This is a genomic window from Actinacidiphila sp. bgisy160 (assembly GCF_965342435.1).
Classification (GTDB): domain Bacteria; phylum Actinomycetota; class Actinomycetes; order Streptomycetales; family Streptomycetaceae; genus Actinacidiphila.
The window spans coordinates 67,233-86,956 of sequence record NZ_CBDRCM010000029.1 but is presented as its reverse complement, the minus strand read 5'-3'; the positions used below and the strand labels follow the sequence as shown (position 1 = coordinate 86,956).

The 19,724-nt window shown below is 73.1% G+C and carries 15 protein-coding genes and 1 pseudogene; 11 read left to right on the top strand and 5 right to left on the bottom strand.

Features of this window, described 5'->3' with window-relative positions; translation table 11 throughout:
* Positions 1-186: 186 nt before the first annotated feature.
* From ACRWNP_RS22540 to ACRWNP_RS22530, 3 genes are read left to right on the top strand one after another with little or no spacing between them, the layout of a single operon-like run.
* Positions 187-1,239 carry a sugar ABC transporter substrate-binding protein gene (locus ACRWNP_RS22540; protein ID WP_431964111.1) on the top strand — a complete coding sequence of 351 codons (1,053 nt, stop codon included), beginning with the start codon at positions 187-189 and terminating at the stop codon, positions 1,237-1,239.
* A gap of 34 nt (positions 1,240-1,273) precedes the next feature.
* On the top strand, positions 1,274-2,842 hold the full coding sequence (locus tag ACRWNP_RS22535; RefSeq protein ID WP_431964109.1) for a sugar ABC transporter ATP-binding protein: 1,569 nt from the start codon (positions 1,274-1,276) through the stop codon (positions 2,840-2,842).
* 2 nt (positions 2,843-2,844) lie between these two features.
* Positions 2,845-3,891: an ABC transporter permease gene (locus ACRWNP_RS22530; RefSeq protein ID WP_431964107.1), complete on the top strand. Its 1,047-nt coding sequence runs from the start codon at positions 2,845-2,847 to the stop codon at positions 3,889-3,891.
* Between the two features lie 27 nt (positions 3,892-3,918).
* Here ACRWNP_RS22530 and ACRWNP_RS22525 read toward each other — a convergent pair whose 3' ends face one another.
* Positions 3,919-4,353 (bottom strand): nucleoside deaminase, encoded by a 435-nt coding sequence (locus ACRWNP_RS22525; RefSeq protein ID WP_431964105.1) that lies wholly within the window; start codon positions 4,351-4,353, stop codon positions 3,919-3,921.
* Between the two features lie 2 nt (positions 4,354-4,355).
* Positions 4,356-5,201 (bottom strand): LLM class flavin-dependent oxidoreductase, encoded by an 846-nt coding sequence (locus ACRWNP_RS22520; protein WP_431964104.1) that lies wholly within the window; start codon positions 5,199-5,201, stop codon positions 4,356-4,358.
* A gap of 93 nt (positions 5,202-5,294) precedes the next feature.
* Between ACRWNP_RS22520 and ACRWNP_RS22515 the strand changes: the two are divergent.
* A pseudogene (locus tag ACRWNP_RS22515) lies at positions 5,295-5,462 on the top strand (Lrp/AsnC family transcriptional regulator); the annotation flags it as partial.
* Positions 5,463-5,592: 130 nt separating this feature from the next.
* On the opposite strand, the gene ACRWNP_RS22510 reads toward ACRWNP_RS22515, so the two are convergent.
* Positions 5,593-7,650, bottom strand: a complete 2,058-nt coding sequence (locus tag ACRWNP_RS22510) for a phosphocholine-specific phospholipase C (RefSeq protein WP_431964102.1) — start codon at positions 7,648-7,650, stop codon at positions 5,593-5,595.
* 891 nt (positions 7,651-8,541) lie between these two features.
* On the opposite strand from ACRWNP_RS22510, the gene ACRWNP_RS22505 reads away from it, so the two are divergent.
* From ACRWNP_RS22505 to meaB, 4 genes are all read left to right on the top strand, one after another.
* Positions 8,542-9,336, top strand: a complete 795-nt coding sequence (locus tag ACRWNP_RS22505) for a potassium channel family protein (RefSeq protein WP_431964100.1) — start codon at positions 8,542-8,544, stop codon at positions 9,334-9,336.
* 97 nt (positions 9,337-9,433) lie between these two features.
* Positions 9,434-11,329 (top strand): methylmalonyl-CoA mutase family protein, encoded by a 1,896-nt coding sequence (locus ACRWNP_RS22500; protein WP_431964099.1) that lies wholly within the window; start codon positions 9,434-9,436, stop codon positions 11,327-11,329.
* Positions 11,329-13,530: a methylmalonyl-CoA mutase gene (gene scpA, locus ACRWNP_RS22495; protein WP_431964097.1), complete on the top strand. Its 2,202-nt coding sequence runs from the start codon at positions 11,329-11,331 to the stop codon at positions 13,528-13,530. Before ACRWNP_RS22500 ends, scpA begins: the two co-directional genes overlap by 1 nt.
* A 4-nt stretch (positions 13,531-13,534) precedes the next feature.
* A complete protein-coding gene (gene meaB / locus ACRWNP_RS22490; RefSeq protein ID WP_431964095.1) occupies positions 13,535-14,518 on the top strand; it encodes a methylmalonyl Co-A mutase-associated GTPase MeaB in 984 nt (327 codons plus the stop codon).
* A 19-nt stretch (positions 14,519-14,537) separates the two neighbouring features.
* On the opposite strand, the gene ACRWNP_RS22485 is transcribed toward meaB, so the two are convergent.
* Positions 14,538-14,825, bottom strand: coding sequence for a hypothetical protein (locus ACRWNP_RS22485; protein WP_431964093.1), 288 nt, complete (start codon positions 14,823-14,825; stop codon positions 14,538-14,540).
* Between the two features lie 237 nt (positions 14,826-15,062).
* Positions 15,063-15,872, bottom strand: coding sequence for an AraC family transcriptional regulator (locus tag ACRWNP_RS22480; protein WP_431964091.1), 810 nt, complete (start codon positions 15,870-15,872; stop codon positions 15,063-15,065).
* Between the two features lie 75 nt (positions 15,873-15,947).
* Here ACRWNP_RS22480 and ACRWNP_RS22475 point away from each other — a divergent pair, with 75 nt between their 5' ends.
* The 3 genes from ACRWNP_RS22475 (at position 15,948) to ACRWNP_RS22465 (ending at position 19,255) form a co-directional block, all read left to right on the top strand.
* Positions 15,948-16,541 (top strand): TIGR03086 family metal-binding protein, encoded by a 594-nt coding sequence (locus ACRWNP_RS22475; protein WP_431964089.1) that lies wholly within the window; start codon positions 15,948-15,950, stop codon positions 16,539-16,541.
* 103 nt (positions 16,542-16,644) lie between these two features.
* A complete protein-coding gene (locus tag ACRWNP_RS22470) occupies positions 16,645-18,672 on the top strand; it encodes an FAD-dependent oxidoreductase (protein ID WP_431964087.1) in 2,028 nt (675 codons plus the stop codon).
* 40 nt (positions 18,673-18,712) lie between these two features.
* Entirely contained in the window at positions 18,713-19,255 is a 543-nt protein-coding gene (locus ACRWNP_RS22465) for a PadR family transcriptional regulator (protein WP_431964085.1), read from the top strand.
* Positions 19,256-19,724: the final 469 nt, after the last annotated feature.

Here is a 19,724-nt window from a genome sequence, read left to right as displayed (position 1 = left end):
CGCCACGGTGACTCTAGGGCCCCAGGACGGGAGTGGCAATCCATTCCTCGGATGTCTCGACTTTTGAACTCCATTCGATCGTGTCCGCATAAGGGGTTGTCAGGGTCGCGGGGCGGACTTACCTTCCTGTCGTCCGGGATACCTCGGATGAATCGCCCCGGCTTACCCGGACAGGGAGAACACGGCATGAAGCCCGCCCGCACGCGCTCCACCGCCGCGATCGCCGCGGCCGTGCTCGTCACGGCCGCCCTCGCCACCGCCTGCAACCGCGGCAGCACAGGCACCACCGCAGGCTCCGGCGGCGACAAGCCCGCCATCGGCATCGACCTTCCCCGCTCCGACTCCGACTTCTGGAACTCCTACGCGCAGTACATCGAGACGGGCATCAAGGACGACGGCCTGAACGCGCTGCCGCGGAGCAACTCGCAGAACGACATCACCAAGCTCGTCGCCAACGTCCAGGTCTTCCAGAACACCGGGGCCAAGGCCGTCGTCATGGCCCCGCAGGACACCGGCGCCATCGCCTCCACCCTCGACACCCTCGCCGGCAAGAAGATCCCGGTGGTCAGCGTGGACACCCGCCCCGACAAGGGCGACGTCTACATGGTCGTGCGCGCCGACAACAAGGCGTACGGCACCAAGGCCTGCGAGTTCCTGGGCGAGCAGCTCGGTGGCAAGGGCAAGGTCGCCGAGTTCCAGGGCGCCCTGGACTCCATCAACGGACGCGACCGCTCCGAGGCGTTCGCGGCGTGCATGAAGGAGAAGTTCCCCGGCATCACGGTCTTCGAGCTGCCCACCGACTGGAAGGGCGACGTCGCCTCCGCCAAGCTGCAGAGCCTGCTCGCACAGCACCCCGACCTGAACGGCATCTACATGCAGGCCGGCGGCGTCTTCCTGCAGCCGACGCTGGCCCTGCTCAAGCAGAAGGGCCTGCTGAGGCCGGCCGGGCAGAAGGGCCACATCAGCATCGTCTCCAACGACGGCATCCCGCAGGAGCTGGACGCCATCCGCAAGGGCGAGATCGACGCCACCGTCTCCCAGCCCGCCGACCTCTACGCCAAGTACGCGCTGTACTACGCCAAGGCCGCCACCGAAGGGAAGACCTTCAAGGCGGGACCCACCGACCACGACTCGACGATCGTCAGCATCCCGGGCGGCCTGGAGGACCAGCTCCCCGCGCCGCTGGTGACCAAGGACAACGTCGACGACAAGGCCCTGTGGGGCAACAACATCGGCTGACCGCCCGTCCGCACCCGAAGAACGGAAGACCACCATGGCGGACCCCGCCACCGCGCCGCCCGTGGCCGAGGCGACCGGGATCGGCAAGCGCTTCGGCGCCACCGTGGCGCTGCACGACGCGGGCATCTCGGTCACCCCGGGCGAGTCGCACGCCCTCGTGGGCCGCAACGGCGCCGGCAAGTCCACCCTCGTCGGCATCCTCACCGGCCTCCAGCAGCCCGACACCGGCACCCTGCGCTTCTCGGGCGAACCGGCACCCTCCGTCGGCGACACCGACGCCTGGCGCTCCCGGGTCGCCTGCGTCTACCAGCGCTCGACCGTCATCGGCGACCTCTCCGTCGCCGAGAACCTCTTCCTCAACCGGCAGAGCCCCGGCGCGCTGCGCCCCATCCGGTGGACGGCGCTGCGTCGCCGGGCGGCGGAACTGCTCGGCGAGTACGGGGTCGACATCGACCCGGCCGCACGCGCCCGCGACCTCACCGTCGAACAGCGCCAGTTCGTCGAGATCGCGCGAGCCCTGTCCTTCGGCGCGCGCTTCATCATCCTCGACGAGCCCACCGCCCGGCTCGACGCCCGCGGCATCGGCCGGCTCTTCGCCAAGCTCCGCGACCTGCAGCGGCAGGGTGTGGCCTTTCTCTTCATCTCGCACCACCTGCAGGAGGTCTACGACCTCTGCACCACCGTCACCGTCTACCGGGACGCCCGCCACATCGTCACCGCCCCGGTGGCCGAGCTGGACCACGACGCCCTGGTCGAGGCGATGACCGGGGAGAGCGCCGCCGCGCCCGCGGCGGGCGCCGCCACGGCGGGCCGGTCCGCGGCCACCGCGGGCGGGCCGCTGCTGGACGTGACAGGGCTGACCCTGCGCGGCGCCTACACGGACGTCTCCCTGCGGGTCCGCGCCGGCGAGGTCGTCGGCCTGGCCGGGGCCACCGCCAGCGGCAACGTCCGGCTGGCGGAGACCCTGGCCGGGCTGCACCGTGCCGACGCCGGACGGATCGCCGTGGCGGGCCGGGAGGTGCGCGCCTCCGGCGTCCCCGCCGCCCTGGCGGCGGGCGTGGGCCTGGTCCCCGAGGACCGGCACCACCAAGGGCTGGTCGGCTCGCGCAGCGTGGCCGAGAACGCCACCCTCACCGTCACCGACCAGCTCGGGCCGCACGGCACCGTACTGCCCTCGCGGACCCGCGAGTTCGCCGAGCGCATGATCAAGGACCTGGACATCAGGACACCGGGCGCGGGGACCCCCGTCTCCGCGCTGTCCGGCGGCAACCAGCAGAAGGTCGTGGTCGCCCGTGCCCTGGCCACCGACCCCCATGTCCTGGTCGCCGTGCGGCCCACCAACGGGGTGGACGTGAAGTCCAAGGAGTTCCTGCTGGGCAGGATCCGCAAGGTCGCCGACGACGGGCGGGCGGCGCTGGTCGTCTCCGACGAACTGGACGATCTCAGGGCGTGCGACCGGCTCGTGGCCATGTTCCACGGCCGGGTGGTCGCGGAGTTCGGCCGGGGGTGGCGCGACGAGGAACTGGTCGCCGCCATGGAGGGCGTGGCCGCCCGTCCCGCGCAGGAGCGGGACACCGAGCAGGGAGAGGAACAGGAAGGTTAGCCATGTCCACCACCACTGACGTCACCGAGCCGCCGGTGCCCGCCGCCGAGGCGACCGCGGCCGGGACGCCGCGCCGCGTACCGGGCGGACTCGCCCGGTTCCGTGAACTGTCCCTCGTCCCCGCCATCCTGGTGCTGGGCGTCATCGGGTTCATCGTCTCGCCGGCCTTCCTCACCTCCGACAACCTCATCGGCGTCGCCCAGCAGTCCACCGAGCTCAGCCTGCTCGTGCTGGCCCAGGCGCTGATCCTCATCGCGGGCCGGATGGACCTGTCGCTGGAGTCCACCATCGGCGTCGCGCCCGTGATCGCCGTCTGGCTCGTGCTGCCCGCAGCGGGCGGCCGCTTCACCGGACTGGAAGTGCTGCCGGTCTGGACGGCGATACCGGTGTGCCTGCTGGTCGGCGCGGTCATCGGCGCGGTCAACGGCTTCTTCATCCTCAAGCTGCGGCTGAACGGCTTCATCGTCACCCTCGGCGCGCTCACCATGCTGCGCGGGCTGCAGATCGCCATCTCCGAGGGCCGCTCCATCGTCGAACTGCCCGGCTCCTTCACCTACCTCGGTCACGCCTCCTGGGCCGGGGTGCCCGCCGCGATCTGGATCTGCGGCCTGCTCTTCGCGGCCGGCGGCTGCGCGCTCGCCTGGCTGCGGCACGGCCGGGCGCTGTACGCGATCGGCGGCAACCCCGAGGCCGCGCGCACCGCCGGCATCCGGGTGGACCGGATCACCTGGGTGGTGCTCATCGTGGGCGGCGTGCTCGCCGCCTTCGCGGGCGTGCTCTACAGCGGGCACTACGGCTCGATCTCCGCGGACCAGGGCAGCGGCTGGATCTTCCAGGTCTTCGCCGCGACCGTCATCGGCGGGGTCAGCCTCAACGGCGGCCGCGGCACGCTCTTCGGCGCGCTGACCGGCGTCCTGACCCTGCAGCTCGTCGTCAACGTGATGACCCTCGCGGGCGTGCCCCCGCTGTGGAACCAGTTCCTCAACGGGGCCATCATCATCGTCGCCCTGATCATCTCCCGCTTCGCCTCGGGCGAGAAGCAGGAGTGAGGGGCCGCGGGGCGGGGCCCGGCGGGATCAGTAGTAGCCCTCGACCGGGACGCGGGCCTCGTCGTACAGGGCCGGGCCGTCCTGCGGCACGTGCGGGAAACCGGCCTTGGCCGCGGGCGACTTGAGCCCGGTGAGCTGGTCGGTGGACAGAGCGTAGACGATGCGGCCCAGCCCCGAGCGCTCGATGGCGCCCGCGCACATCCCGCAGGGCTGGCAGCTGGTGTACAGGGTGGTGACGGCCGCGGTGGCCGGATCGAGCTCCCGGGCCGCCCACCGCGCCAGCTTCAGCTCGGGGTGGGCGGTGATGTCGCCGTCGCTCAGGCTGCTGTTGCGGTCCTCCGCGAGCACGGTCCCGTCCGGCCCGGCCAGCAGCGAGCCGAAGGGCGGATTGCCGGACGCGCGCGCCTCAGCGGCCAGTTCGATCGCCCGGCGCAACAGGCGGGTCGTCATCTCGTCGGTCATCGTCACTCCGTTCGTGAGCGGTGGGCGGCGACCGCCGCGAGCGCCTGCCACGCCGTGTGCGGGCGCAGGATCTCGCGGGGGTCGCCGTCGAAGGGGTCCAGCACGACGGTGTCCGCGCCGAGTGCCCGTAGTCCCTCGAGGTCGGCGATGACCTGCTCGAGGGTGCCCTCACCCGCGAGCCGGTCCGGACCGATCACCGGCTCCGTCGTGAGCCGCAGTGCGATGCGGGGCGTGAGGGCGGGTACGGGCCGGCCCTGCTCGCGGGCCTGCGCCGCGAGCCCGTCGGCCGCCTCGCGCAGCCACGGCAGGGTGAACCGCAGCGGATGCCAGGCGTCGCCGACGCGGACCGCCCGTCGCCGTGCCGCCACGCTGTTGCCTCCGATCCACAGCGGCACGGGGCCGCCGGCGTAGTCCGTCCCGTCCTTCCAGGCCTCGCGCAGGACCGCCAGATGCTCGTCCGTCAGCGCACCGCGCCGCTCGAACGGGACGCCGAGCGCCGCGAACTCCTGCCGCGCCCAGCCGACGCCCACGCCGAGCACCAGCCGGCCGCCGCTGAGCATGTTGAGGTTCGCGGCCATCCGGGCCGTCAGCAGCGGATGCCGGTACGGCAGGATCAGCACCGTCGTCCCCAGCCGGATCCGGTCGGTGACGCCGGCGAGCCACGACAGGGTGGTGAAGGGCTCGAAGAAGGGGGCCGGGTACTGCTCCGCCACGTCCGGGGTGACCACCACGTGGTCGGAGACCATCAGCAGGTCGAAGCCCAGCCCCTCCACCGTCCGCGCCCAGTCGCGCAACATGCCCGGGTCGGTACCGGGCCCGAAATTCGGGACGTTCACACCGATTCGCACCCCGCCAGGCTATCCAGCGGCTCCTCCCGCCCGGAAGGGATTCCTCCCCGTCTACCCGCCCCCTGGCTGTGGATCCACCGGTATCTTCGCCGGGTGGCCGAGAACCTCGACGCGACCGACTGGGCGATCCGCACCGAGCTCCAGAGCGACGGCCGGGTCCCGGGTGTCATGACGGGCTACCGCGCCGAGGTCGACCTCGGCAAGGACGGCTACCCGGTGCTCGCCGTCGTCCGTCTGAAGTACCGTTCCAGTGAGCAGGAGTGAGTCTTGTACCGGGTCGTCGCCGGCCGCGAGTCCTGGACGAGCCCGGGCGCCGACCCCCGCCCGCAGTGGCGCGCCCGCTACGTCGAGCCGATGTAGCGGGCGCGCGCCCTTCTGCCGGGCGGGACGGTCAGCCGCCGATCGCCGGGTCGCTGGTGCTTTCCCGGCCCGTCTCGACATGGCCGGCGAGACGGCGCTCGAAGCCGCCGTCGTGGTCCGACGTCACCGACAGGTCGTACCAGCCGTGGGTGCGCCCGGTCCCGGCGACGTGGACCACGTGGGCGCCCGGGCGCAGCCGGTGGGAGGCCGCCTTGTGCTCGCCGTACCCGTCCCTGACCGTGAGCGTGACCGTCGAGTGGCCGTTGTTGGTCAGGACCAGGTGCACGGCGCCGCTTCTGCCGTCGTGGCGGGCGCTGACCTCGGCACCGGCCGCCGCTGCCCGGCCGGCGAAGCGGCGCAGGAAGCCGTTGGGGCCGTGCACGGTGACGTCGTAGTCGCCGTGGGCGCCCGCCGGAACGTCCCAGGTGCCGGTGAGCGAGTGTCCCGACCCGACGGTGTACGTCCACGGACCGGAGGCGTCCGTCGCGGAGGTGACCAGGAAACCGGCTCCGGCCTCGCCGTGGGACGCGAACTCGATCCGCAGCGTGCCCGCGGCGCTGATCCCGCCGTCCGCGGCGAGATCGTACGGGACGGGCCGCGCCGGGCGCAGACCGCGCTCCTGACGGGGCAGCGAGCCCTCGGCGGGAGGGACCGGCGAGTAGTCGGGGTGACGGTCGCCGTCCGGCGGGAGGTAGCCGTCGGTGTCGGGCAGCCGCGGGACGCGGCCCTCCTTGTGCCGGAAGTCGAAGGCCGTCGTCAGATCGCCGCAGACGGCGCGGCGCCAGGGGGAGATGTTGGGCTCGGTCACACCGAACCGGCGCTCAATGAACCGGATGATGGACGTGTGGTCGAAGGTCTGCGAGCAGACGTAGCCGCCCGTGCTCCAGGGGGAGACGACGAACATCGGGACGCGCTGGCCCAGCCCGTACGGACCCGCCGGGCGCGCGCTGTCGCCGGCGTACACGTCGAGGCCGACGTCCACGGTGGACGCGCCCTGCTCGGCCGAGCCGGCCGGGAACGGCGGCACGACGTGGTCGAAGAACCCGTCGTTCTCGTCGTAGGTGATGAACAGCGCGGTCCTGCTCCAGACCTCGGGGTCGGAGGTGAGCGCGTCGAGGACCTGCGAGATGTACCAGGCGCCGTAGTTCGCGGGCCAGTTCGGGTGCTCGGTGAAGGCCTCGGGGGCGACGACCCAGGAGACCTCCGGCAGCTTCCCGGCCTTGACGTCGGCGCGCAGGATGTCGAAGAAGCCCTCGCCCCTGCGGGCGTCGGTGCCGGTGCGGGCCTTGTCGTACAGCGGGTCGCCGGGCTTGGCGTTGCGGTACTGGTCGAAGTACAGCAGCGAGTTGTCGCCGTAGTTGCCGCGGTAGGCGTCCTCGATCCAGCCCCAGCCGCCCGCGGCGTCCAGGCCGTCGCCGACGTCCTGATAGATCTTCCAGGAGACCCCGGCCTTCTCCAGCCGCTCGGGATAGGTCGTCCAGGAGTAGCCCTTCTCGTCGTTGCCGAGGACGGGGCCGCCGCCCTTGCCGTCGTTGCCGGTGTGGCCCGTCCACATGTAGTAGCGGTTCGGGTCGGTGGAGCCCATGAAGGAGCAGTGGTAGGCGTCGCAGACCGTGAACGCGTCGGCGAGCGCGTGGTGGAACGGGATGTCCTCTCGGGTCAGGTGCGCCATCGTCGTGGCGGACTTGGCCGGGATCCACTGGTCGTACCCGCCCTTGTTGAAGGCGGCCTGGGTGTCCTTCCACCCGTGCGGCAGGTCCTCCAGGAATGCCAGACCGAGGTCGTCGGCGTCCGGGTGGAAGGGCAGCACCTCCCTCGTGCCGTCCGACTGGTGCCAGACCGGTTTGCCGCTGGGCAGCGTCACGGGGTGCGGGTCCCCGAACCCCCTGACGCCGCGAAGGGTGCCGAGGTAGTGGTCGAAGGAGCGGTTCTCCTGCATCAAAACCACGATGTGCTCGACGTCCTTGATGGAGCCGGTGCTCCGGTGCGCGGGTATCTCCGCCGCGCGGGCGATGCTGGTGGACAGCGCGGTCAGGGCGGCGGTACCGCCCGCCAGCTGCATGAACCTTCTGCGGTCGAGGGCGTTCATGAAGGGTCTGTCTCCCGGGAGTTTGCGGTGGGCCGCCGGATGTGCGGGGGGCGACAGTCTCCTCAACTTGTCCGAACAAGTAGGGGCCAGTGAGCTAACCGTTCGGGAAACCTGCCCGAACCCGGTCCACGGTCTGCGGTGCCGCCGTCAGGCCCTGCCATGCCGCCGGGGCGTACGGGGTTGCGCGCCAGGTTCGGGCAGGGGACCGTCGGCCCGCGGTGGCGGGCACGGCCCGGTGGTCTTCGCGGCCGTCCGGGAGCAACCGCCCACGCGGAAGCACCGGTCCGCCATGAGGTCGCCGAAGTCCTGACCCACGCGGACCCGGCGCCCTGCTCGGCGGCCGTGACGGTGACGGCCGCGGTCGCCGGGACGCCCGCCGTTCGCAGGGCCGGGTCGGTCTGAACGGCCCGGTGACCGGTCGGCTCACCGCGCGACCCGCGCGACCCGCGCGACGGGGGTGCCGGACGCGCTCCGCACCGGGGAGCGCGCCTACGTCCGCTTCCGCCAGGACTACGGGCGGCCCGGGTGCGGACCGCGGGCCTCGCCCTCCACCGGCTCGCGGAAACCGTCACCGCAGGCGCATTCGCGTAGCTCGACCCGGCCGTGCACGGCGACATGACCGCCGGCCACGTCCGCTCGCGCGACTGCGCGATCCGGGTGACGGCGCGGGTCGCGTCGTGCGTTTCGAGCGGAGCCTGGTCAGCGGCGACCGGCCGATCCGCACGGTTGTGACGCTCTCCCGGTTCGGCGCGCCCGAGGAGACCACCGCCCCGGTGAACCCCTGAGCGACCCGGCCGTGTGCCGAAGACCCGCCGTCGCCGCAGGTCAGCGGCTGCCGGCGGACGCGGATCGGCGCCACCTGGGGGCTGGGGCGCGGGGGATACTGCCCCCATGAACCGTCTCGAACGCTGGGAGCAGCAGACCAGGGCGCCGCTGCTCGCGCTGGCCGTGGTGTTCGGTGCCGCGTACGCCCTGCCGATCCTGGTGCCGGCGGCCGACCCCGCGCTCATCACCACGGCGCACTGGACGGAGCGCACGGTCTGGGCCCTGTTCGCCGCCGACTACGCGGTCCGCCTGGGCCTGAGCGAGCGGCGGTGGGAGTTCGTCAGGCGGCAGCCGCTCAGCCTGGCGGTGGTCGTCCTCCCGCTGCTCCAGCCGCTGCGCCTGCTGCGGCTGGTGTCCGCGCTCTTCCTGGTCGGCCAGCGGGTACGGCTGGCGGCCCAGGTGCGCCTGACGACCTACGTCGTCGGTGCGGTGCTCGGCCTGCTGGCGTTCGGGTCGGTCGCCGTCCTCGAGGCCGAGCGCGGCTCCCCGCGCGGCAACATCCGCACCATCGGCGACGCCTTGTGGTGGTCCTTCACCACGATGACGACCGTGGGCTACGGGGACCACGCCCCCACCACGGGTGTCGGCCGGCTCATCGCCGTCGGGCTGATGCTCTCGGGCATCGCCCTGCTCGGTGTGGTCACCGCCAACATCGCCGCCTGGTTCCTGGCGCGCTTCCAGGAGGACGAGGAGGAGAACCGCCGGGTCCAGGAGGTCACCGAGGAGCTGCTGCGGGAGGTCCGGGAACTGCGCCGGCAGGTCGCCGACCTCACGGAGGCCACGACCGGCGCCCGCGCCGGAGCGCCCGGACGGGCCGTCGAAATAGCGCCGGCGGCGCCGTCGGACGGGGCCCGCGGATAGGGCATCGCGTCCGAACGAATCAAGGGCGCACCGGAATGGGCAAGGTCACAGGTGTGCCCCCTGCTGCTCACCTGCTAACGGGCACTAACCTCTGAGCATGACGGTCCTGCCTGATGACGGGCTTTCTCTGGCCGCCGAATTCCCGGACGCGACCCACGAGCAGTGGCGGCGCCTCGTAGAGGGCGTCCTGCGCAAGGCGGGCAAGGACGTCCCGGGTCAGGCGGCGGAGGACGCGCTGTCCACCACCCTCGAAGACGGGCTCACCACGCGCCCGCTGTACACCGCGCCCGACGCGCCCGACGCCTTCGGCGACCGCGTCGGCCTGCCCGGCTTCGCGCCGTTCACCCGGGGCGGCGCCCCGGCGGGCGGCGTCCTCGGCGGCTGGGACGTACGCCAGCGCCACGCGCTGCCCGACGCGGCCCGCGCGAACGAGGCCGTGCTCGCCGACCTGGAGAACGGCGTCACCTCCCTGTGGCTCGTGCTGGGCGACGCCGGGCTCCCGGTGTCCGCGCTCGGCACGGCCCTTGACGGCGTCTACCTCGACCTCGCCCCGGTCGTCCTCGACGCCGGCGCGGACTTCGAGGCGGCCGGGCAGGCGCTCTTCGCGCTCTACGACGAACGCGGCGTGGCCGGCGCGGCCGCGCGCGGCAACCTCGGCGCCGACCCCCTCGGCCACGTCGCCCGTACCGGTGACGCGGACGCGCTCGCCGCGCACACCGCCGCCGCCGCGGGTCTCGCCCGCCGGGCCCACGAGGCGTACCCGGGCCTGCGCGCACTGACCGTGGACGCCCTGCCGTACCACGAGGCGGGTGGCTCGGCCGCCGAGGAACTCGGCGCCTCCCTCGCCACCGGGGTGGCCTATCTGCGGGCGCTCACCGAGGCCGGACTGCCGGTCGACGCCGCCTGCGGGCAACTGGAGTTCCGCTACGCCGCCACCGCCGACCAGTTCCTGACGATCGCCAAGCTGCGCGCCGCGCGCCGGCTGTGGGCCCGCGTCGCCGAGGTGTGCGGCGCGACCGCGACCGCGGCGGGGCAGCGCCAGCACGTCGTCACCTCGCCGGTGATGATGACCCGACGCGACCCGTGGGTGAACATGCTGCGCACCACCGTCGCCACGCTCGCCGCCGGTGCCGGCGGCGCGGACTGCGTCACGGTGCTCCCGTTCGACCACGCGCTGGGCCTGCCCGACGCCTTCGCGCGCCGCATCGCCCGCAACACCTCCACGATCCTGCTGGAGGAGTCCCACCTGGCCCGCGTCGTCGACCCCGCGGGTGGCTCCTGGTACGTGGAACGGCTCACCGACGAGCTCGCCGGGGCCGCCTGGGCCTGGTTCCGGGAGCTGGAGCGCTCCGGCGGGCAGGCCGCCGCCCTCGCCTCCGGACTGGTCGCCGACCGCCTCGCCGCGACCTGGGCCGAGCGCACCCGGGCGCTGGCCAGGCGCCGCGAGCCGATCACCGGCGTCAGCGAGTTCCCGCTGCTGTCCGAGGCGCCCGTCGAGCGCGACCCGGCCCCGGCCGCCCCCTCCGGCGGGCTGCCGAAGGTCCGCCGCGACGAGGCCTACGAGGCCCTGCGCGCCCGCTCGGACGCGCACCTGGCCGCTACCGGGTCCCGCCCGAAGGTCTTCCTGGCCGCCATCGGCCCCGCCGCCGCGCACACCGGCCGCGTCACCTTCGCCGCCAACCTCTTCCAGGCCGGCGGTGTCGAGCCCGTCCACGACCCGGTGACGGTCGACGCCACGACCGTGGCCGAGGCCTTCGCCCGCAGCGGGGCGCGGGTCGCGTGCCTGTGCTCCAGCGACGCGCTCTACGAGCAGCACGCCGCGGATGCCGCGGCGGCCCTGAAGGCCGCGGGCGCGGACCGGGTGTTCCTGGCCGGCCGCCCCGGCGAGCGGGAGGCGGCCTACTCGGCGGCCGGCGTCGACGGCTTTGTCTTCGCGGGCGGCGACGCGGTCGCCGTCCTGACCTCCGTTCTCGACCGGATGGGAGTGGCGTGATGCGGATCCCGGACTTCTCGGAGATCGAGCTGGGGCCGGGCGGCGGGAACGGCGCCACCGAGGAGCAGTGGCGCGCGGCGGTCAAGGAGACCACCGGCCGCGGCGCCGAGGACCTGGTGTGGGAGACGCCCGAGGGCATCGGCGTCAAGCCGCTCTACACCGGCCGCGACCTGGAGGGCCTGGACTTCCTGGGCACCTACCCGGGCATCGCGCCGTACCTGCGTGGCCCGTACCCGACGATGTACGTCAACCAGCCCTGGACCATCCGGCAGTACGCGGGCTTCTCCACCGCCGAGGAGTCCAACGCCTTCTACCGGCGCAACCTGGCCGCAGGACAGAAGGGCCTGTCGGTCGCCTTCGACCTGCCGACCCACCGCGGCTACGACAGCGACCACCCGCGCGTCACCGGCGACGTCGGCATGGCGGGCGTCGCCATCGACTCGATCTACGACATGCGGCAGCTCTTCGACGGCATCCCGCTGGACCGGATGACCGTGTCGATGACGATGAACGGCGCCGTGCTGCCGGTGCTGGCGCTCTACATCGTGGCCGCGGAGGAGCAGGGCGTACCGCCTACGATGCTGGCGGGGACCATCCAGAACGACATCCTCAAGGAGTTCATGGTCCGCAACACCTACATCTACCCGCCGGGGCCCTCGATGCGGATCATCTCCGACATCTTCGCCTACACCTCGCAGAGGATGCCGCGCTACAACTCGATCTCCATCTCCGGCTACCACATCCAGGAGGCCGGGGCCACGGCCGACCTGGAGCTGGCCTACACCCTCGCCGACGGCGTGGAGTACCTGCGCGCGGGGCTCGGCGCGGGCCTGGACGTCGACGCCTTCGCGCCGCGGCTGTCGTTCTTCTGGGCGATCGGCATGAACTTCTTCATGGAGGTCGCCAAGCTGCGCGCGGCCCGGCTGCTGTGGGCCAAGCTGGTGCGGCAGTTCGAGCCGCGGAACGTCAAGTCGCTCTCGCTGCGCACCCACTCCCAGACCTCCGGCTGGTCCCTGACCGCGCAGGACGTCTTCAACAACGTCACGCGCACCTGCGTGGAGGCGATGGCCGCCACCCAGGGCCACACCCAGTCGCTGCACACCAACGCCCTCGACGAGGCCCTGGCACTGCCCACGGACTTCTCCGCGCGCATCGCCCGCAACACCCAGCTGATGCTGCAGCAGGAGTCCGGCACCAACCGGGTCATCGACCCGTGGGGCGGCTCCGCCTACGTCGAGAAGCTGACGTACGACCTGGCGCGGCGCGCCTGGCAGCACATCCAGGAGGTCGAGAAGGCCGGCGGCATGGCGCGGGCGATCGACGCGGGCATCCCCAAGATGCGCGTCGAGGAGGCCGCGGCGCGCACCCAGGCGCGCATCGACTCCGGCCGCCAGCCGGTCATCGGCGTCAACAAGTACCGGGTGGAGAGCGACGAGCCGATCGAGGTCCTCAAGGTCGACAACTCCTCCGTGCGCGCGCAGCAGATCGCCAAGCTGCGCCGGCTGCGCGCGGAGCGCGACGAGGGCGCCTGCCAGGACGCGCTCGCCGCGCTGACCGCCGCGGCAGAACGCGGTGCGGGCCAGGGCCTGGAGGGCAACCTGCTGGCGCTGGCCGTGGACGCGGCACGCGCCAAGGCCACCGTGGGCGAGATCTCCGACGCCCTGGAGAAGGTGTACGGCCGGCACGCCGGGCAGATCCGTACGATCTCCGGTGTGTACCGGAACGAGGCAGGGGAGTCGCCGTCCGTGGACCGCACCCGCGCGCTGGTCGACCGCTTCGAGGAGGCGGAGGGCCGCCGCCCGCGCATCCTCGTCGCCAAGATGGGCCAGGACGGCCACGACCGCGGCCAGAAGGTGATCGCCACCGCCTTCGCCGACCTGGGCTTCACAGTGGACGTCGGCCCGCTCTTCCAGACCCCCGCCGAGGTCGCCCGGCAGGCGGTGGAGGCCGACGTGCACATCGTCGGCGTCTCCTCGCTCGCCGCCGGCCACCTCACACTGGTGCCCGCGCTGCGCGAGGAACTGGCGGCCGAGGGCCGGGAGGACATCATGATCGTGGTCGGCGGCGTCATCCCGCCGCAGGATGTCCCCGAGCTGCTCGGCGCGGGCGCGGCCGCGGTCTTCCCACCCGGCACGGTCATTCCCGACTCGGCGTACGACCTGGTCACGCGGCTGGCCGCCGCGCTCGGCCACGAACTGTGAGCCCATGCCGCCGACCATCGATCTCGACGCATACGTCAAGGGCGTGCTGGACGGCTCCCGGGCCTGGATCGCGCGCGCCATCACCCTGGTGGAGTCGTCGCGGCCCGATCACCGGGAGCTCGCCCAGCGGCTCCTGACCGAGCTGCTGCCGCACGCGGGCAGGGCCCGCAGGGTCGGCGTCAGTGGGGTGCCGGGGGTGGGCAAGTCCACCTTCATCGACGCCTTCGGCACCCTGCTCACCGGCCTCGGCCACCGGGTCGCGGTGCTCGCCGTCGACCCGTCGTCCACGCTGACCGGCGGCTCCATCCTGGGCGACAAGACCCGGATGGAGCGGCTGGCGGTGGACCGCTCGGCCTTCGTGCGGCCCTCGCCGTCTGCCGGGACGCTGGGCGGCGTGGCCAAGGCGACCCGCGAGTCCATGATCGTGGTGGAGGCGGCGGGCTACGACGTCGTGCTGGTGGAGACCGTGGGCGTCGGCCAGTCCGAGACCGCGGTCGCGGGCATGGTCGACACCTTCCTGCTGCTGACCCTGGCCCGCACCGGCGACCAGCTCCAGGGCATCAAGAAGGGCGTGCTGGAGCTCGCCGACGTCATCACCGTCAACAAGGCCGACGGCCCGCACGAGCGCGATGCCCGCGCCGCCGCGCGGGAACTGTCCGGTGCCCTGCGGATGATGACCCCGGTGGACGCCGCGTGGACCCCGCCGGTGCTGACCTGCAGCGCCCGCGAGGGGACCGGCCTCGACACCCTCTGGGAGCGGCTGGAGCAGCACCGCACCCTGCTGGAGTCCACGGGCCGGCTGGCGGCCAAGCGGCGTGACCAGCAGATGGAGTGGGCGTGGAGCATGGTCCGCGAGGAACTGCTGGGCCGCCTCCGAGGTCACCCCGAGGTGCGCAGGCTGACCCCGGAGATCGAACGGCAGGTCCGCGACGGCACGCTGACACCCACCCTGGCCGCAGCGCGCATCCTCGACGCCTTCTCGGCCTGAACCGCCGGGCCCGTGCGGGTCAGGCCGCCCGGGCCTGTCCCCGGGGCACGGCGCACCGTCCAGCCGACCACAGCGCCCCGGGCATGTTGCAGTCCGGGCCGACCTGGTGGCGGTCGATGTAGGCGAACAGCCGCCGTGCCTCCGCCATGTGCGCCGCGCACGCGAACGACGCGTGCCCGGGGAGCCATTGGATGTGCCACCGTGCGGGCTCCCCGCACGGCTGCGCCGCGCCGGTCGCGATGCGGCCGCACGGCGTCATGCCGTCGACGGGGATCGGGGTGAGCCGGGGCGTGATGGGATCGGTCATGGGGCAGGCCTCCTCTGCCGCGTGACGCGACGTGACCTGAGCGGGCATGGGGGGATGAGCCGCTTGTGCGTACTCGATGTCGGTATGCCCGGTCGTGGCCGCCTCCGACGCATGTGCGATGGTCAGGAGTTGGTAACCACGACGTCCGGGGGTGTCACCGGCGCCCGCGAGTTGTGGCGTGGCCTTCCCGCAGAACCGCCGGGCCCCCTCCGCCGCGCTCGTGCCGCGACGCGCGGCTCAGCGCGCGTACGCGGTGGGCGGTACGCCCACGGTCGCGGTGAAGTCCCGGACGAGATGCGCCTGGTCGCTGTAGCCGAGTTCCGCGGCCAGGGCGGCCCAGTCGACGGACGTCTCGGATTCCGCGCGTTCCAGGGCCTCGTGGATGCGGTAGCGGAGGATGACCCACTTCGGGCTGACCCCGACGTACGCCGCGAACAGCCGCTGCAGGGAGCGGGCCGACATGCCCTCGGCGCGGGCGAAGTCCTCGACCCGCAGGATGGTCCGGTCGTGGCGGATACGGTCGGCCAGGGCCGTCGCGAGCGCCGCCCGCGGGTCGGGTGCGGGGACGAGCGACAGCAGGAACGCGTCGAGGGCGGCGACACGGGTGTCCTCCTCCTGCGGGCCGAGCACCGCGCCCGGCGCGGACTCGTGACCGGGCAGCGCCTCGTCCAGCGTGACGCGCCGGCCCGTCCAGTGCGACACCGGCACCGCGGGCGCGAACGGCCGGAAGCCGCCCGGCCTGAACTGGATGCCGCAGACGCGTCCGGTGGCCTCCAGCTTCTGCGTGAACAACTCGAGCCCGATGCCCGCGACCTCGCAGAAATCCGGGGTGGTGCCGTGGCGCTGGAAGACGATGTTGACCGAGGGGTGCGGCACGACGTGCGAGGCGTACGGCTCGGTGAGGTCCCAGTCGATCAGCCAGTAGTGCTCCAGGTACGGCCGCAGCTCGGGTGCGGGCGCCCGGCGCCGGAAGCGGACGCGGGCGAAGAGCTCCGCGGCGCCGACGATGCCCCAGGTGTCGCGGCGCGGGCTGTCCGGACCTGCCATACCGGTGATCCTACGGGGCGCCACTGTCGCATTTCTTCAAGTCGCCGGGACCCTCCCGGCCCTAGCGTCGGCCCCATGACGACGAAGACCAGTGAACTGCTCGCCGCGGCCCGTGACCGGGCGCTGCCCCTGGTGCGCGCCCTGCCGGACGAGGCCATGGACGCGCCGACGCCGTGCGCCGAGTACGACGTCCGGAACCTGCTCAACCACCTCTTCCGCGTGGTCGTCGGCTTCCAGGCGCTCGCGGCCCGCGAGGAGGCCGACTTCTCCGTCACCCCGGACCGTCTCACCGCCTACGGCGACGACTGGCGTGTGCGCTTCGAGAAGGAGACGGAACTGCTGGTCGACGCCTGGGCCGCTCGTGCCGTACCGGGCGCCGACGAGGGCGTGGCAGGGTCGATGAACCTGCCCGCGCGCACCGTGGGCGCCATGGCCCTGCTCGACCTGACGGTGCGCGCCTGGGACCTCGCCCGCGCGACCGGGCTGCCGTACACGCCGGACGCGGAGGGGCTGCGGGCGCTGGAGGAACTGGTGGCCGCGATGGGGCCGACCGCCCGGAAGACGGGGGTCTTCGCGGAGCGGGTGCCGGTGCCCGCCGGGGCCTCGGGCTTCGAGGCGCTGCTGGCGGGCACGGGCCGCGACCCGCGCTGGAGCCGCCCGGTCGCGTAGCCGCGTTGCGCGCAACACTTTTGCAACTGGTTGCATAATCGGGTCCGGGTGGTCTACAAAAGTCGCGACGACACCGCGCGCCGCCGCCCGAGGAGACCCCGCGATGAGCCCGAGCCCGTACCCGCACCTGCTGAGCCCGCTCGACCTCGGCTTCACCACCCTGCCGAACCGGGTACTCATGGGCTCGATGCACGTCGGGCTGGAGGAGGCCGAGCGCGGTTTCGAGCGGATGGCCGCTTTCTACGCCGCCCGGGCCCGCGGCGGCGTCGGGCTCATCGTGACGGGCGGCATCGCGCCCAACGACCGGGGCCGGCCCTACCCGGGCGGGGCCCGGATGACCACCGAGGCCGAGGCGGCGCAGCACGCCGTCGTCACCGACGCCGTGCACCGTGCCGGCGGCCGCATCGCCATGCAGATCCTGCACTTCGGCCGGTACGCCTACCACCCCGGCCTGGTCGCCCCCAGCGCGCTGCAGGCACCGATCAGCCCCCACGTGCCGCACGCCCTCAGCGACGAGGAGGTGGAGGGGACCGTCGAGGACTTCGTGCGGGCGGCAGCGCTCGCGCAGCGGGCGGGCTACGACGGCGTCGAGATCATGGGCTCCGAGGGTTATCTGATCAACGAGTTCATCGCCTCCGCCACCAACCACCGCGATGACCGCTGGGGCGGTTCCTACGAGAACCGGACCCGCTTCCCGCTGGAGATCGTCCGCCGCACCCGTGAGCGGGTCGGACCGGACTTCATCATCGTCTACCGGCTGTCCATGCTGGACCTGGTGCCCGGCGGCTCCACCCTGGAGGAGGTCGTAGCCCTCGCCAAGGCGATCGAGGCGGCCGGCGCGACGATCATCAACACCGGCATCGGCTGGCACGAGGCACGCATCCCCACCATCGCCACCTCCGTCCCGCGCGGCGCCTATACCTGGGTGACGAAGAAGCTGATGGGCGCGGTCTCGGTGCCGCTGGTCACGAGCAACCGGATCAACACCCCCGAGCTGGCAGAGCGGTTGCTCGCCGAGGGGGCCGCCGACATGGTGTCGATGGCCCGCCCGATGCTCGCCGACCCGGACTTCGTCACGAAGGCCCGCGAGGACCGCGCGGACGCCATCAACACCTGCATCGGCTGCAACCAGGCATGCCTGGACCACACCTTCAGCGGCAAGCTCACCTCCTGCCTGGTCAACCCCCGGGCCTGCCACGAGACGGAGCTCGTCCTGCTCCCCACCCGGCTGCGCAAGCGCGTCGCCGTCGTCGGCGCCGGGCCCGCCGGGCTCGCCTGCGCCGTCTCGGCGGCCGAACGCGGCCACGCCGTCACCCTCTTCGACGCCGCCGACCGGATCGGCGGGCAGCTGAACATCGCCCGCAAGGTGCCGGGCAAGGAGGAGTTCGACGAGACGCTGCGCTACTTCCGCACCCGGCTCGCCGAGGAGGGGGTGGAGCTGCGCCTGGGCACCCACGTCACGGCGGAGTTCCTGGCGGACCGGGGCTTCGACGAGATCGTGCTGGCCACCGGCGTCACCCCGCGCACGCCGGAGATCCCCGGCGTCGACCACCCCAGCGTGCTGAGCTACCTGGACGTGCTGCGCGACGGTGCCCCGGTCGGCGAGCGCGTCGCCGTCGTCGGCGCGGGCGGCATCGGCTTCGACGTCGCCGAGTTCCTCACCGACGGCGGCGAGGGCGCGAGCCGGGACCCCGAGACGTACTTCCGCCAGTGGGGCGTCGACACCGACTACCGCGGACCCGGCGGCCTGCGGGCGCCCGAGCGGCCGAGGCCGCCGCGCACCGTGCACCTGCTGCAGCGCAGGACCACCAAGGTCGGCGCGGGGCTGGGCAAGACCACCGGCTGGATCCACCGCACCCAGCTCAAGCACCGCGGCGTCACCATGGTCGCGGGCGCCGTCTACGAGCGCATCGACGACGAGGGCCTGCACATCACCGTGGACGGCGAGCGGCGGATTGTGCCCGTAGACACCGTCGTCCTGTGCGCCGGTCAGGAGCCGCGCCGGGAGCTGTACGAGGTGCTGCGCGCGGCCGGGCACTGCGTCCACCTGATCGGCGGCGCCGACGTCGCGGCGGAGCTGGACGCCAAGCGGGCCATCCGCCAGGGCACCGAACTGGCCGCGGCACTGTGACCTCGGCCCCGTGACCTCGGCCCGTCCGTAGGATGCGGGCATGTCGCTGCCGCACGCCATCCTCACCGCTTTGCTGGAGAAGCCGTCGTCGGGACTGGAGCTGGCACGCCGCTTCGACCGCTCCATCGGGTACTTCTGGTCCGCGACGCACCAGCAGATCTACCGCGAGCTGGGCCGGCTGGAGGAGGCGGGCCTGATCCGCGCGCTGCCCGCGGCGCAGCCCGCCCGCGGGCAGCGCAAGGAGTACGAGGTGCTGCCCGCGGGCCGCGCCGAACTCACCGCCTGGGTGGGCACCACCGAGGACCCCAAGCCCGTCCGCGACCCGTTGCTGCTGCGGCTGCGCGCCGCGGCGGTCGTCGGGACCGGCGGGCTTGCCGCCGAGCTGCGCCGTCATCTGGATCTGCACGTACGGCAGTTGGCCGAGTACACCGAGATCGAGCGGCGCGACTTCCCGCCGGGGCGCGGCGCCGAACAGGACCGGCTGCGGCACCTGGTGCTGCGTGCGGGCATCGAGCTGGAGACCTTCTGGTCGCAGTGGCTCGGCGAGGCGGTCGCCGAGGTCGAGGGGATGGGACGGTCCTGACCGGCCGCCTTGGGCCGTGGCCGGCGATGTCGTCGGCCGCGATGCGGCCGAAGGCCATCGTGGGGCCGATGGCCGAGCCCGCCCCGGATCGCGGCCGGTGAGCGCCTTCCTGCTGAAGCGTCCGACGGTGGCGCGCAGGGGCGACGTCGTTGAAGAGGTAGCGGCCCTGCGGTAGTGCTGGTCGGTGATCAGCCATGCGGACGCGCAGGGTCCGCCACGGTGGTCCCGGCGGCGAACGGCAGCCCCGCTCCGGTACCCGCCGCCGAGTCGTGCGGCACCTGGCGGCGGGCTGCTCCGTACGGTCGTCGGCCAAGGCGGACGCGGGCACGGCGGGCCGCCGGCGCAGGAACGACCGGTGCCCGCGGAAGCCGGGACGCGCGCGTCCGTCACCGCGTACGGCGCACGGCCAACAGTGCCACGTCAACGCCGAGGCCGCCGCCGCTCCAGGACCGCAGATCGGCCAGCACCC